Genomic DNA, 15,605 nt, shown 5'->3' with positions numbered 1-15,605 from the left:
CTTGGCCGGGTCGTGCAAAAGGCGGGTTTTCACCCGCCTTTTTAATCGGTTCACTTCTGTTTGGGAAGCTCTACGATGATTTCGTGTTCGCCATCAGGTTTGATCGGCACACCTTCATCCGGCTTGCTAACCTTGCGGCCATTGAGCTTTACGGCCTTGTCTTTAGCACCGGCCACGACCTTCACGCGATAAAGCGCTTCGCCGAAGCGGAGCTCTGCTTCATAGCCGTCCCATTCCGGCGGCAAGGCCGGGTCGAGATGCAGCCTGTCACCACGTTTGGTGACGCCGAGGATACCCTCCGTCGCAACGCGGTAGAACCAGCCAGCGGAACCCGTATACCAGGTCCAGCCGCCCTGTCCGCGACGCGGCTCGACGGAATAGATGTCGGCTGCGATCACATAGGGCTCCACACGGTAGACATCCGGGTTGCGGCCATGGCTGACCGGGCTGATCAGCGAGAACAAGCGCCATGCTTCTGCTGTCTTGCCCATACGGGCAAGCGCCATGATGGCCCAGGTCGCACCATGGGTATACTGGCCGCCATTCTCGCGAACGCCCGGCGGATAGCCCTTGATGTAACCCGGCTCCTGAATGGTCACGTCGAAAGGCGGCGTGAAGAGACGCAGCAATTCGCCTTCGTCATCCAGCAGGTATTTTTCGAGCGAGGCCATCGCCTGTTCGGCGCGTTTCGGATCGGCAACGCCGGACAGCACGCTCCACGACTGCGCAATGGCGTCGATCTGGCATTCATCGCTGTCCTTCGAGCCGAGCGGCGCGCCGTTATCGTAGAAACCGCGGCGATACCACTGGCCATCCCAGCCATCGCGGTCGAGTGCGGCCGTCAGGCTTTCCAGATGGGCTTTCCAGATATCGACGCGCTTCTTGTCCTTGCGCGCTTCGGCAATCGGGATGAACTTGCCCAGCGTATAGGCGAGGAACCAGCCGAGCCACACACTCTCGCCCTCGCCCTTCACGCCAACAAGATTCATGCCGTCATTCCAGTCGCCGCCCAGGATCAGCGGCAGGCCGTGCTTGCCGGTCCGCTCGACAGCAAGATCGAGCGCCAGGGCGCAATGCTCATAGAGGCTTGCCGTGTGCTCGGAGATTTCCGGCTGATAGAAGGCGTCATGTTCGCCCTCTTCCAGCTTGCGTCCTTCGAGGAACGGCAGCTTTTCATCGAGGATCGCACGGTCGCCCGTCGTCTCGACATAAAGCGAAGCGCCATAGCCAAGCCAGACAACATCGTCCGAGATCAGCGTGCGAACACCCGCTCCCGTTGCCGGTAGCCACCAATGCTGGACATCGCCTTCCGGAAACTGGCGCGATGCGGCATTGAGGATCTGCGCACGGGCAAGCGTCGGATCGATGAGAAGCAGCGACAGCGTGTCCTGCAACTGATCACGGAAGCCGAACGCACCACTTGCCTGATAGAAGGCAGCACGTGCCCAGATACGGCAGGCAATTGCCTGATAGGGCAGCCAGCCATTGACCAGAAGGTCGAAAGCCGGGTCTGGCGTTTTCACCTGAACGCGGTCGAACAGACCTTCCCACTGGCGCTTGGCGGCAGCAAGCTTGTCGCCGAACGAAGCCTTGCGGGTCTCGGCGATCAGAGCCTTTGCCTGTCTCTGATCGGCAGCATTGCCGAGCAGGAAGACAAGTTCACGCGCTTCGCCTGGACCCACCTCGATATCGAGAGCGAGCGCGGCACATGGATCGCGCCCTGCTTCGACCGTACCCGAAAGCGCCTTGCCAGCCAGAACGATCTCCGGCTTGTCCACCGAACCGGTGGTGCCGATGAACTCGCTGCGGTCGGCCGTGACGGATTGCGGCTTCTCGGTTGCTGCAAAGAAGGCGATCTGCCCGGACTTGTCCGGATGATACGGATTGCCCGCAAAGAGCGCGCCCAGTTCCTCGTCCTGCGACGGTACGATGAAAGGCACATTCTTGGACCGGGCACTGCCCAGCACCCATTCGACATAACCATAGACGCGCAGCTTGCGCTTGGAGCGCCCGTTATTGGTGATGGTAAGGCGCGACAGGCGCACCGGCTTGTCCGCATCCACGATGTGGGTGAGATCGAGCGCCAGCTCGCCATGCTGTGCCCCGAAGCTCGAATAGCCGTGGCCATGGCGCGCTTCATAGGTCGCCGCCTCGTCGCGCAGCACGCTTGCCGTCGGCGCAAAGGTGCGGCCCGTTTCACGGTCGAGAATATAGATCGCCTCGCCCGGACGGTTCGTGACCGGATCGTTCGCCCATGGGGTGAGCTGGTAATCGCGGCTGTTGCCTGCCCAGGTGAAGGCCGAACCTTCCGCCGAGACATGGAAACCGAAATTCGGATTGGCGATCACATTGATCCACGGATGCGGCGTGGTGGTGCGGTTGTTGATGCGCACCACATAGCTGCCATCCTCGGCAAAGCCACCATAGCCGTTCCAGAAGCGGAGATCGTCACCGGTCGGAGCAGGATGCCCCGGTGCCGGCTTGACCGCCGGTGTAAGCAACGGGCGGCGTTCTTCCGTTCCGCGCTCGATGGCGACAGGTGCCAGTCCTGCGGCACTGATATTCTGGCCGGACGCCTGACCGGCAATTGCGGTTTTGGCATCACGTGCCGCCAGATCGACGGTAATTTCCTCGCTGCGGCGCAGTTGTTCGGCCAGCGAGCCGTTCTGCGCATGCATGACGATGCGGGCCGAAGCGAGCAGCGTGTTGTAGCTTTCGTCGCTCATCTGGTCACGACGAACCGCGAAGATGTGCGGCTGACCGCCGCCACGGGCCCGGAAACCTTCAACGATCCAGTCGATGGCGCGCTGGGTGTCCTGCGCATAGGAGAAGGCACGCTCGTTAACCGCCACGACATCGACCGTGAGGCCCTTGCTGCGCCAGTATTCCTGCGCGCGCAGCACACCGCGCAATACGTCAAGATCAGCCTCGTTATCGATGCGCAGCGCAAAGATCGGATAGTCGCCGGAAATCGACATCGGCCACAGATCGGACTGCTTGCCGAGGCCGCTGGCGATGGTTTCCGGCGGCTGGCGCAGCGTCCGCTCGGGATAGAGCAGATAGGCGGCAACCTTCTGATAATCGGCTGCTTCCGCAGGCTTGATACCGATATGGTAGAGCTGCACCTGCGAACTGGTCCACGACAGCGAATATTCGCGGGCGAAGGTTTCGGGGTGGCGATGAAGCGCCACGGCATGCTCCACCGCATCGCGGCTACCGCCTGCGAAGGTCCAGAAAACGAGGCTCACCTTCTTGTGCGCCGGAACACGGACACGTGTGCGCACCGATGCAATCGGGTCGAGTACGCAGCCCTGGCTGCCGGTGAATTTGGCACCCGGATCGAAGGCCGCCGCATCGCGCAAGCTGCGGCCACGCCCGACAAAGGCGCGGCGGTCAGTTTCGACTTCCGTTTCGCGGATCGAGCCGGAAAGATCGGTCACGAAATGCGCAACGTGAATATCCGGATCGGACGGCGCGCGCTTGCGGCGCTTGGCATAGATGGTGGAACCGTTATCGGAGATTTCGGTTTCCACGAACATCTTGGCAAAGGCCGGATGGGCGGCATCGCTGTCGCTATCGGTCAGCACCAGCTCCGCATAGGAGGTAACCTCGATCATACGGTCGCGGGCAGACGTGTTGATGATGTCGAGCCTGCGGCCTTCACCGTCGGACTCCGACGACACAATCACTTCCATGACGGTCTTGATATCACCGGCGGTCTTGTAGAATTCCGCCTTGTCCTCGGTGAAGACCGTCTTGGTTTCTTCTTCCGGATTGCGGACCGGCTCGCCGGTCGCCGACCACCAATAGCCGCTTTCCATGTCGCGCAGGAACAGGAACGTACCCTGAAGGTCTTCCGAGGCGTCGGCATGGAAGCGGGTGACGTCCCAATTGTGCCAGCGGCTATAGCCCGAGCCATTGGCCGTCACCATCAACGCATATTGGCCGTTCGACATCATATGCGTGGTGCGCGGTGCCTTGAACGGCTTGTCGACGATCCGCATCGGCGCATCGTCGAAGCCGCCGGAATCCACGCGCATCGGATTTTCCGTCTTGGCGTAGATCATCGGGATTTCGCGCGGTGCCTTTTCCTGCAGCAGCAGTTCGGCAGCCTCGATCACCGGATCGGAGTGGAAACGCTCGCGCATCCGGCCTTCGAAGATCACGTTGTTGACCGCGATGATCGCCATGCCATGATGGTGGGCGTAATAGTTCTTCACCACTGCGCAGAGTTCGCCTTCGCGAACACGCGACGGCGTGAAGTCCACCGAATCGTGGAAGCCATAGCGTCCGAGCGCGCCGAGCTTGGCAAGGCGCTTCAGGTTTGCGACGGCTGCCGCAGGCTGATACTGCGCGGCAAGCAGGCTCGCATAGGGTGCGATAACCGCATTGCGCGACAGGCCGCGCTGCAGGCCGAGATTCGGCACACCGAAGTTGGAATACTGGTAGTTCATATGCGCGTCGCGCGCATTGAACGCCGCTTCCGAAATACCCCATGGCAGACCGCGCGAGGTCGCATAGTCGATCTGGCGCTGCACCACGAGCTTGTTGGTCTGGTCGAGCAGCGAACCGAGCGGCTCGGACATGACCAGCGGCGGCATCAGATATTCGAACATCGAGCCGGACCAGGAGAGCAGAGCGCCCTTCCAGCCAACCGGCACCAGAAGGCGGCCAAGCTTGAACCAATGTTCGACCGGCACGTCGCCCTTGGCAATGGCGAACAGGCTCGCCAGACGTGCTTCCGACGCCAGAAGATCGTAGCAGCTTTCGTCCAGTTCGTTTTCCTGCACGCGGAACCCGATAGAAAGAAGGCGACGTTCTTTCCGTTCAAGGAAACCGAACTGCATGTCGAATGCGAGCTGGCGCGAGCGGGTAGCAAGATCACGCAGACGCTCACGCAGCGCATCCGTGTCATGCTCGCCGATGGAATCATCGGTATGCGCCTTGCAGGTATCGACCAGAATGCGCGCCCATTCCACGGCTTCAGCACTTGCCGGTGTTTCGATTTCGCCATCAAGTTCGTCCATCAGGCGAACAATATCGGTTGCGAACAGCGACAGGTTGATCGTGCGGAAGGAGGCCGTTTCCGGCTCATCCTTGATGGAAATCACGGCGCGACGGAAATTGGCAATCCGCTCTTCCAGACGACGGCGCAACGGACGCAGGATCCGGCGGTCATCGGGGATTTTCGCGATTGTCTCTTCCAGAATGTCGTTGACATCGAGAATGCCGTCGAGATCGCCCTGCATGTAGACAGACGGCGCTTCCGCCCATTCTTCCAGTGCCGACGACAGGGTGACGAGATGCCCGGCAAGATTACCGCTATCGACCGCCGAGACGTAGAGCGGACGCATCGGCGTCAGCGTGTTGGTCTCGTACCAGTTGTAGAGATGGCCCTGATACTTCTCCATCTTCTCGAGCGTATCGACGGTCGCCCCGACGCGATCCAGCGTTTCACCGAAGCCAATCCAGCCGAAGTCCCGTGCGGCGACGACGGACAGGAGATAGACACCGATATTGGTCGGCGACGTGCGTTGCGCGACAATCGGCGCCGGATCCTCCTGGAAGTTGTCCGGCGGCAGATGATGGTTTTCTTCATTTGCAAATTCGGCAAAGTAACGCCAGGTCCGGCGCGCATAGCGGCGCAGATCGGACTTGTCGGAAGAAAGCACTTCCAGCGTGTCCTGCGGCTTGGCAGAACGGCTGACCAGCCATGCAATCAGCGGCGAGGCAAACCAGATGACGGCAAAAGGTGCCGCAATCATTGCCGCATGGCTTTGGGCGGCAAGCGGAAAGAGGATCGCCAGCCCCGCAATGGCTATGGCGGGCCACATGAGCTGGAAATAGAACAGCAACGTATCGGGAGAGGTTCTCGCCTGCGCCGCCGTGCGCCATTCCAGAAGATTGCGGTGCGAAACGAACAGGCGATAGACGGTGCGCGCAATGGCATCGGCCATCAGGAATGCCGAGTGGGCGATGAAGGTGGTGCGCAGCGCCACGTCAGCCGTGCCAAGTGCGATGTCGGTCAGCACCGACTGCGCATGACCTTTCAGCGAATAGTCCATGTTCGATGGAATGAGATTGGTAACAATGCCGAATGTCGGCGCGACGAACATGGAGAGAATAAGGAAGCCCTGCCAGACGGCAGCAGGCCCGATCGGCAACACGCTCCAGCCAACGACGGCTGCAATCAGCCACAGGATCGGATTGAGCGAGCGGCGCAGATTGTCGACCATCTTCCAGCGCGTGATGTGGCTGACGCCACGGCTCGCCGAAAACAGCCATGGCAGAAGCTGCCAGTCGCCGCGTGCCCAGCGATGGTGGCGCGACACGTCGACATTGTAGCCGGTCGGATAATCCTCGACCACTTCGACGTCGCTGACCAGTGCCGCACGCGCATAGCCGCCTTCAAGAAGATCGTGGCTGAGAAGCGTGTTTTCCGGCACTCGGCCCTTCAACGCCGCCTCGAAAGCGTCGATGTCGTAAAGCCCCTTGCCGGTGAAGGTGCCTTCGCCAAGCAGATCCTGATAGGTGTCGGACACCGCAAAGACGTAAGGGTCGATACCGCGATTGACCGAGAAGACGCGCTGCAGGAACGACGCCTCGTCGCCAGTGGTGAGCGACGGCGTGACGCGCGGCTGGAGAATACCGTAACCACGCACGACCTTGCCGGTCTTGTCATCGATGACGGGACGGTTCAGCGGATGGCTGAGCTTGCCGGCCAGATGCGTGACGGATTCCGGCGTCAGACGCGTATCGGCGTCCAGCGTCATCACATATTTGATTTCCTTCGGCAGGCGCTCGTCCGCCGGAAAGAAACTCGTATCCTGATCGCCGCGCAGCAGCAGGTTCAGCTCGTGCAGCTTGCCGCGCTTGCGCTCCCACCCCATCCAGCAATTCTGTTTCTCGTTGAACAGGCGGCGGCGGTGCAGGAGGAAAAAGCGCGGCTGGTCGTCGCCGGTATAGTGCTCGTTGAGCTTGGCGATTTCCTCGCGGGCATATTCATAGATTTCCATATCCGCAGGCGTGATTTCCTGCTTCGCATCGGTCCAGTCGCTGACCAGCGCAAAGTAGATTTCACCACGCGGATTGGTGAGATAATGGACTTCCAGATTGCGGATCTGCTCGTCGATGGAATCACGCGAGGTGATGAAGGTCGGCACCGCAACCAGCGTGCAGGCTTCCGCGGGCAAGCCTTCCTTATATTCGAAACCGATCAGCCGTGTCGGCTGGACGAACCACGGCACCAGCGCATTGAACAGCGAATAGGACGCATCCATTGCCGGGAAAACGGCCAGAAGCGTGAACAGCGTGCGCAGATCGGTCGATAGACCGGCGCGGCTCATGCAATAATTGACGAGCAGCAGAATCAGGATCGTGAAGATCGCGGTTGGAATGAACAGACCGAACAGTCCAAGGCCGCGATAGAAGCGCAGCGCCTTGACGCCGAAGGGTGCCTTGTAGCCGCAAACTTTCTCCAGTTCCTCGCGGCCTTCTCCGGAAAGGTAATAGGCGATCGCGCCCTTGCCTTCCGCCTCGGGATGGCCTGCCTTTTCCGCACGATGACCATCCTCGGCCAGCTTGAGCGCTGCCCAGGTGATATCGATTTCGCTCATGTCCGAATAGCGGGCGAGCTTTTCGATGGTCACGCGATAGGCATTGCGGGAGCGGAAATCCAGCAGCTCGAAATCGCTGTGGTCGCGCAGGATCGCATCGACCTCGTTGACGGTTTCGAACCAGGTTTCCCAGTCCACGTCGTCAATGGATTTCAGGCTGCGGATGACGTTGCCCATCGTGACGCCGCCGGTGGACTGGCGGGCATGTTCCTCGACGATGGCGTCTTCCGGATTGCTGCCTTCCTGCTCCAGAATCCGTTCCAGCCAGCTCGCGGCAGCCGTGGTGTCTGTCGATGAGGAACGCAGGCGATAAAGAAGGTGGGTCGCGAACGTGCTGTCGCGGGCGGCATCGGCATATTGCGCCAGAACCGAATCCAGTTCGGTTCCATCGGCAGCGACCACGATGCGGTCGGCAGCCGTATTGGCGAGATTGCGCATAATGCGCGCGCGATCAACGCGCAGCGCCAGACGGCGTGCATTCTCGATCAGGAAATAGCGCACCGCAGACGGCAACGCCCACAATTCGCCGATCTTCAGCGGTTCGACAGTCTGGAAACCCTTGACGATGGCCGTCAGCGTCTTCAGCGAGAAATTGCTGTCCGTATGAGCGACATAAAGCCAGGCCAGCGCGAAGATGCGCGGCATACCTTCATATTTTTCGACCGGAGCCTTGTAGAGCGGCAGCTGGCGGATGAAGCGGCGCGGCAGGTCGCGACGGGCCTGCTGCACGTTCTTGTCGATCTGATAATGGTTGTCGAGCAGCCATTGAGCGGCTGGCGTGATGGTTTCCCCCGCACGCGACGCGGCATCGGATGCGCGATAGGCATGCAGGATCAGCTTGCCGTTCTCGGACAGGCGCTGATCGAACGGGAAGGCAATATAGCCTGGCAGCGGAATGTCTTCGCCGCGCGCTACGGCAGCGGCAAGCGCGCCGAGCTCTTCCTCGGTTTTGTATAGGGCCCGGATCGGGGATGGTTGTTCAGGCGGAATCCGGCCCGACGCATCGGGCTCGCTGGATTTGGGTTCCATCGAAGATTGCGGCATCGGCGATTTATTCTCGGTAGAGGTTGATTTGGAGAGCGAAGAAGACAATTCCGGCATCTGCCTTAACAGCCTTTCCGAAGGAAATGAGTTTTCTGCGGCGGGTGGATACTGACATTATTCCAAATTTTCATTTCAAGGAAACGGCAGTATCCGTGATCGGTTCCCTGAATGTCGACCGCATTTGGCCAAAATGCGACGGCGCAATGTGCTGATCTTCAAACCGTTTGAATCGCAACGCACAATTCTTTCCGCCCATTAATGTTGCGTTATGGAACACCCCGTTTCCTGCAACCCTAACATATTGAAAATAAAAATAATACTACCGCAGGTAACGTGCCGGAAAATTTCATCGCAACCCGGATCACGGCCTTCAATACAGAAAAGCCCGGCAGGCTTGCGGGAATCACCGCATGTCTGCCGGGCCTCGTATTTCGCTTCACCGGAAAGTGACGATCAGGAACCAGATTGCGAACCTGTTTCCGGGCTGTTTTCAGTGGCCGGAAAAAGCTTCCAGTAACGCGGGCGAAAAGCGATACGGCTTTTTTCCGCAGCCGGATGTTCGGCTGGAATTTCGATCTCGACCCTCTCGCGCGCGCCGCCGACTTCCAGTTCCACGCGCCGCTTGCCGCCCGAACGGCGACTTGCCACCACTGTCCCTGCGATGCAGCCACCGCAACCATCCAGCAATTCGACGTCGTGCGGACGGAAGAAGAGCTGCGCGTCGCCATCCGCCTCATCTTCGGCCCTGATGCCGATATTGCGATCCACCAGCCAGATCTCGCCCTTTTCGACCCGCACCGGAAGCACGCTGGACTCACCGATGAAGCCATAGACGCCAGGGGAATTCGGATTGTCATAGACTTCGTCCGGCGTGCCGACCTGCTCGATACGGCCCTGGCTCATCACCACCACACGGTCGGCAAGCTCCAGCGCCTCGTCCTGATCGTGCGTCACGAAGACGGTCGTGTGGCCGGTCTTGTCGTGAATTTCGCGCAGCCAGCGGCGCAGTTCCTTGCGCACCAGCGCATCGAGGGCACCAAAAGGTTCGTCGAGAAGCAGGACTTTCGGTTCGATCGCCATGGCGCGGGCGAGCGCCACGCGCTGGCGCTGACCGCCGGAAAGCTGCGCCGGATAGCGCTTTTCCAGTCCCTGCAGCTGGACGAGATCAAGCAGTTCCAGCGCGCGGTTGCGAATATCGTCACTCGACGGACGTGTCGCGCTTGGACGCACCTTCAGACCGAAGCCGATATTATCCGCCACCGTCATATGACGGAACAGCGCATAATGCTGGAAGACGAAGCCGACATTGCGCTCCTGGACGCTCTTCTGAGACGCATCCTCGTCGCCGAAGAAGATCGTTCCCTCGGTCGGGGTTTCCAGCCCGGCAATCAGGCGCAAAAGCGTGGTCTTGCCAGAACCGGAAGGCCCCAGCAAAGCGATCAGCTCGCCGGAACGAATATCCAGCGAGACATTATGCAACGCCGGGAAGCGAGCGAACTCCTTACGCACACCGGCAACACGAACTTCCATTCCCAATCCTTTCCCCTGCCGCCGCGCGGCCATGCTTTATTTCTGCCGCCTTGCGGCGAACCGTTTACTCAAATGTTAGTGCCCGTTTCCGCTGCCGGCCAGTTCATCGCCATAGCGCAATTCTAATGCGGTCTTGATGGCAAGTGTCAGGAGCGCCAGAAAGGCCAGGAGCGATGCCACAGCAAATGCACCGACGAAATTATATTCGTTGTAGAGAATTTCCACATGTAGCGGCATCGTATTGGTGAGACCGCGAATGTGTCCAGAGACAACGGAAACAGCGCCGAACTCGCCCATTGCACGCGCATTGCAAAGCAGCACGCCGTAAAGCAGCCCCCATTTGATATTGGGCAGCGTCACATAGCGGAAGGCTTGCCAGCCATTGGCGCCGAGCGAAATCGCCGCTTCCTCATCGCCGGTTCCCTGTTCCTGCATCAGCGGGATCAGTTCGCGTGCGACGAAGGGAAACGTGACGAACACCGTTGCCAGAACGATGCCCGGAACGGCGAACAATATCTCGATACCGTGCCGCGACAGCCACGGCCCGAGCAGGCTGTGACTTGAGAAAAGCAGCACGAAAACAAGACCTGAAATGACCGGCGACACAGAAAACGGCAGATCGATCAGCGTTGTCAGCAGGGCCTTGCCCTTGAATTCGAACTTCGCGATGGCCCATGCCGCCGCGATGCCGAAGACCAGATTGAGCGGCACGGCGATGGCCGCAACCATGAGCGTAAGCCTTATCGCGGCCCAGGCATCCGGCTCGACCAGTGCCGCCAGATACTCACCCGCCCCCTTGCGGAAGGCTTCCACGAAGACCGCAATCACCGGCAGGATGAGAAACAGCGCCAGAAAGGCCAGCGCCAAAGCAATCAGCGTAATCCGCGTCGGCAGACTTTCGGTGACAGCACTTCGGCTGTTACGGGGAGCGGAAGACACAGGTTCATTCGCCATGACCGTATTTCCTCCGTGTCCACGACTGGATGAGATTGATGAAAAGCAGCATCGCGAAGGAAAGCGCCAGCATCACAGTGGCAAGCGCTGTCGCCCCGGCATAATCATATTCCTCCAGCTTGATGACGATCAGAAGCGGCGCAATTTCCGAGACATAGGGCGTATTGCCCGCGATGAAGATAACCGAGCCATATTCGCCGACGCCGCGCGCAAAAGCGAGCGCAAAGCCGGTCAGAATGGCGGGCTGCAGGCTTGGCAGCAGCACCCTCCAGATCGTCTGGAACCGGGATGCGCCAAGCGTTGCCGCCGCCTCTTCGACCTCCCGGCTGATTTCCTCCATGATCGGCTGGACCGTGCGCACCACGAAGGGCAGGCCGATGAAGATCAGCGCGATAATGATGCCCGCCCGCGAAAAGGCGATGCGAATGCCGAACGGAGCCAGCAGGCTGCCGATCCAGCCATTCGGCGCATAGATTGCGGCGAGCGCAATACCGGCCACTGCAGTCGGCAGCGCGAAAGGAATATCGACGATCGCATCGACGAACCGTCGTCCCGGAAACCGATAGCGTACCAGAACCCAGGCAAGGATGACGCCAAAGACGACATTGACCAGCGCCGCGATGAAAGCGGTGCCGAAGCTGGTTTCAAGCGCTTTCAATGTGCGCTCGTCCGTGACGAGACGCCAGAAACCGGAAAACCCGACTTCGGTGGAACGCAGCACCAATGCCGCAAGCGGAATGAGAATGAGAAGGGTCAGATAGGCAACACTGAAGCCGAACGTCAGCCCGAAACCGGGAATGACGCTCGGCTTTCTGAAGTGCGACCCTGCTCTGGCCCGTGCAGGGAGCGAGGACATGCGCTGGTTTGTTCCCTCTTCAGTATTTGTTTTACTGATTGCCTTCAAATTCCGGATTATTTTCCCGGCTTGTAAATCTGGTCGAACGTTCCTCCGTCGCCGAAATGATAGGGCTGTGCTTTCGCCCATCCGCCGAAAATCGGATCATCGATCGTCACCAGCGTCAAGTCAGGGAACTTGCGCTGCTTGTCGGCAGGAATGACATCAGGTTTCGACGGACGGTAGAAATGCTTGGCAGCAAGGGCCTGACCTTCCGGAGAATAAAGATATTCGAGATAGGCCTGCGCCAGCTTGGTGGTGCCATTTTCCTCGGCGTTCTTGTCCACGACGGCGACCGGTGGTTCAGCCAGAATGGACTGCGGCGGAACGACGATATCGAATGCATCCTCACCAAATTCCGCGACCGAAAGATAGGCTTCGTTTTCCCAGGCTAGCAGCACATCGCCGAGCTGACGCTGCACGAAAGTGGTGGTCGAGCCGCGTGCGCCTGTATCGAGCACAGGCACGTGACGGAACAGCTCGCCGATGTAATCCTTGATCTTCTGCTCGTCACCACCGTACTGCTTATGGGCCCAGGCCCACGCCGCGAGATAATTCCAGCGCGCACCGCCGGACGTCTTCGGGTTCGGTGTGATGACCTCGACGCCGTCCTTTACCAGATCGCCCCAATCCTTGATGCCCTTGGGGTTGCCCTTGCGCACGAGGAAGACGATGGTTGACGTATAGGGAGCCGAATTGTTGGGCAGGCGCTTGCGCCAATCCTTGTCGATCTTGCCCGAAAGCTGGGCGATGGCATCGATATCGCTTTCAAGCGCCAGCGTAACCACATCGGCCTTGATGCCGTCGATCACCGAACGCGCCTGCTTGCCCGACCCGCCATGGGAAGCGCGAATAGTGACAGTTTCCCCGGTTTCAGCCTTCCAGTGGGCAGCAAAAGCGGCGTTGTAATCCTTGTAGAGCTCACGCGTCGGATCGTAGGATACGTTCAGAAGCGTCTGATCGGCAAAGCTTGCCTGAACGGTTCCGGCCAGCGAAGCCGCAGCGACCAATGCTGCCAAGGTGAGCGAAAATCTCGATATCTTCATGACCGCCTCCATGTTTCATTGGCCAAGACAGTATCAGAGCTCTTTGAAGACAGGATGCCACAAGCCGGTCGTTATTTGAAACGACTTCGAAAAATCTACTCATTTTATGGGAGATATCGGGGATATTTTTTCAGCCGGCATGTCGAAACATGCCGGCGATAGCATCATTAACTCACTGCGCCCACTTACTGTACCGGCACGGGCTCGGCAGACGGCGCAGTTGCTGCGGGTGTATTCACCGCAGGTTGCCCCAGTTCGAGCGGAGGCTGTTTCGGCTCGTTCCAGCCCATGAAATTATAAACCGCATAACGCAGGACGCCGATCTCCTCGTGAAGCGCCACATCTGTCGCCAGAAAATACAGGCCCGGCGAAGACATATTCGTATGGGATCCCGTCAGATAGGCGGCAGCAACCGGCTCGGGCGTCACGCCGAAATGCGCCAGATAAAGAAGATCGCGGTTCATCATCGGCGCTGCCTGCAGCAGAACGACCTTCGCCGGTTTGATCTCGCGCAGGATTGCGGCTGTATTCTTGGAGTTCTGCCAGCTGTTGCGGCTCTTTTCGTCAAGCAGGATGGACGCCGGATCAATACCGGCCCCTTCGAGCTGTCGAGCGATCGAAGCAGCCTCGGAAACGCCCGTTCCGGCCACATCGGCGCCGCTGGTAATAAATTTGCAGCTAAAGCCCTTTTCGACACACTGATGGTTCATGGCGACAGCCGCTAAAATCGGCCCATAGGAGAAAGCAAGCGGTTCGACCACTTTCTGGCCGCGTTCGTGGACAGTCTGCGTTCCCATGCCGAAGACGATGAAGGCGGTATTGTCTTCAAGCGGCGTTTGCAATTGCGATGAATAGGACGATTGCAAGCGGTTCATCAGATAGTCGGGGAGAATTGCCGAAACAATCGCACCATAAAGAACCGCCGCTAGGCCGATCAAAACGAATCCCGTCTTGCGCCATTTCAAAAGCAACAGGAGCAAACCAACGACAACAAAGGCTGCGACAATATTAAGCGTCATGAAAAATCACCGGAACTTATTATAGTTTTCTGATTAATTGGGTTTCATATGAACTAAGCTTTCCCCATTCGGAAACAATCCCAATAAATTGAGGGATAGGTGTTCCGCTCCCCAAAAGTGAGGCCCGGATTGGGGTTGCGGGGGGCAAGTATTCATCCGGGCCTCAGCCGATCTCGCGACCGGCAGGCTAACAACGCACTAAACCTGTTTCGGTTGCAGGAAATCGGTCGGCCGGTAATCTTTTTTCGGGCGCTTTCGACCATTAACCAAGGAAACCCATCCGGCCTTGAACCCTTGCGGCGAAGGAATATCTTCAAGATGCTGAATTGGCTGACCAGAGGATTTTCAATCATGGCATACAGCACAGGCAAATTTTACGTCTTGCCGACGATTGTAGCGGGTTTGACGCTCGCTTCCGCATTGTCGGCGTCGGCGCAGAACTCCCAGACAAATGCTATCGAACGGGTCGATTACATCTGCGAACGCGGGGTTGTCGTGCCTGTCACCTATATTCGTAACGGCGATGCCCCCGGCTTTGCCGTTCTCGACGCCGAGGGCAAGATGATCGCGCTCCAATGGCACGATAATCTCAAGAAGTACGTCGCCATCGATGAGCAGGATAGCTACCGCTGGAGCGACAAGGACGGTCAGGCCGTGCTGAGCCATCTCGAAGCCGATCACACCGCCAAGGAAGTGACGCTGCTTTCGGCCTGCCGTTCCGACGATTCTGAAGAATAGGGCGCGCTCTAAATACTTGTTTTAACACGCATCTTAACCGAAAGCCGTTTCACACTTTTCGGGATGCGCTCTAAGAGCCTGATCAAAAGCGGCGTGTGTGTGCGAAAATGGTGATTTTCGAGTAACGGAGCGGAGCGTACTCAAGGTACGTGAGCACCGGAACGCAGATATTGCCATTTGCAGCCGCACAGGACGACTTTTGGAACAGGCTCTAAGGGACGAGGTAATGCTTGTCCCACTGGTTCTGGGGCACTTCATCGCCGATGTCATAGCGGAAGGAAACAATATTGATGTGTTCCTCGTCCGTCTTGCAGACGAAGGACAGCTTGTACCAGTGTTCCCGGCTGCGGAAGGCTGCGCCATCGGCCTTGATGGAGTTTTTCCTGGTCACCGGATCGGAGAAAGCATAGGCCAGAACCTTGTCGACCGAAAACTTGTTCTGCTCCCGCGTGATGCGTTCCATGGCCTCCACGTCGCAGCGCTGCTCCAGACGGGTTGCCGGGTCGAGCTTCTCAAGCTGGGCTTTTTCAGAGGCGTTCATCGCAGAAGACGGAGAAACCGCCAGGCCAAGAAGGAGGAGACTGACAAAAGCGGACGCAGGCAACACAACGGACATGAATTTCATCGGACTTTCAGGAACTCCTCGGCAATCGCATTATGGGCGGCGATAATAAGCATGATTTGCGGCAATGTGCGGATCATCACCGGAATGTTATCGAAGGCCAACCTTAAAAACCGCCATCCCCAAATTTCATCCCTGCGA

General features: G+C 58.7%; 8 protein-coding genes. 1 reads left to right on the top strand and 7 read right to left on the bottom strand.

The window, feature by feature from the left end:
• Positions 1-50 precede the first annotated feature (50 nt).
• From CQZ93_RS00620 to CQZ93_RS00595, 6 genes are all read right to left on the bottom strand, one after another.
• Positions 51-8,717 (bottom strand): glycoside hydrolase family 94 protein, encoded by an 8,667-nt coding sequence (locus CQZ93_RS00620; protein ID WP_105540859.1) that lies wholly within the window; start codon positions 8,715-8,717, stop codon positions 51-53.
• Positions 8,718-9,113: 396 nt separating this feature from the next.
• Positions 9,114-10,190: a sulfate/molybdate ABC transporter ATP-binding protein gene (locus CQZ93_RS00615; RefSeq protein ID WP_105540858.1), complete on the bottom strand. Its 1,077-nt coding sequence runs from the start codon at positions 10,188-10,190 to the stop codon at positions 9,114-9,116.
• 75 nt (positions 10,191-10,265) lie between these two features.
• Positions 10,266-11,144: a sulfate ABC transporter permease subunit CysW gene (gene cysW / locus CQZ93_RS00610; protein WP_105540857.1), complete on the bottom strand. Its 879-nt coding sequence runs from the start codon at positions 11,142-11,144 to the stop codon at positions 10,266-10,268.
• On the bottom strand, positions 11,134-12,000 hold the full coding sequence (gene cysT, locus CQZ93_RS00605; RefSeq protein ID WP_010657957.1) for a sulfate ABC transporter permease subunit CysT: 867 nt from the start codon (positions 11,998-12,000) through the stop codon (positions 11,134-11,136). The genes cysW and cysT overlap by 11 nt, the downstream gene beginning before the upstream one ends.
• Positions 12,001-12,056: 56 nt before the next feature.
• The gene (locus tag CQZ93_RS00600) at positions 12,057-13,085 is read right to left on the bottom strand and encodes a sulfate ABC transporter substrate-binding protein (protein ID WP_105540856.1); all 1,029 of its coding nucleotides are present in this window, start codon (positions 13,083-13,085) and stop codon (positions 12,057-12,059) included.
• 185 nt (positions 13,086-13,270) lie between these two features.
• The gene (locus tag CQZ93_RS00595) at positions 13,271-14,104 is read right to left on the bottom strand and encodes a YdcF family protein (RefSeq protein ID WP_105540855.1); all 834 of its coding nucleotides are present in this window, start codon (positions 14,102-14,104) and stop codon (positions 13,271-13,273) included.
• 351 nt (positions 14,105-14,455) lie between these two features.
• Between CQZ93_RS00595 and CQZ93_RS00590 the strand changes: the two genes are divergently transcribed.
• Positions 14,456-14,842 (top strand): hypothetical protein, encoded by a 387-nt coding sequence (locus tag CQZ93_RS00590; RefSeq protein WP_105543118.1) that lies wholly within the window; start codon positions 14,456-14,458, stop codon positions 14,840-14,842.
• 211 nt (positions 14,843-15,053) lie between these two features.
• Here CQZ93_RS00590 and CQZ93_RS00580 read toward each other — a convergent pair whose 3' ends face one another.
• Positions 15,054-15,467 carry a DUF930 domain-containing protein gene (locus tag CQZ93_RS00580; RefSeq protein ID WP_105540853.1) on the bottom strand — a complete coding sequence of 138 codons (414 nt, stop codon included), beginning with the start codon at positions 15,465-15,467 and terminating at the stop codon, positions 15,054-15,056.
• Positions 15,468-15,605 lie beyond the last annotated feature (138 nt).

Origin of the sequence: Ochrobactrum vermis (assembly GCF_002975205.1) — a bacterium.
Lineage (GTDB): Bacteria > Pseudomonadota > Alphaproteobacteria > Rhizobiales > Rhizobiaceae > Brucella > Brucella vermis.
The sequence above is the reverse complement of the archived record's forward strand: the minus strand, read 5'-3'. Positions and strand labels throughout refer to the sequence as shown.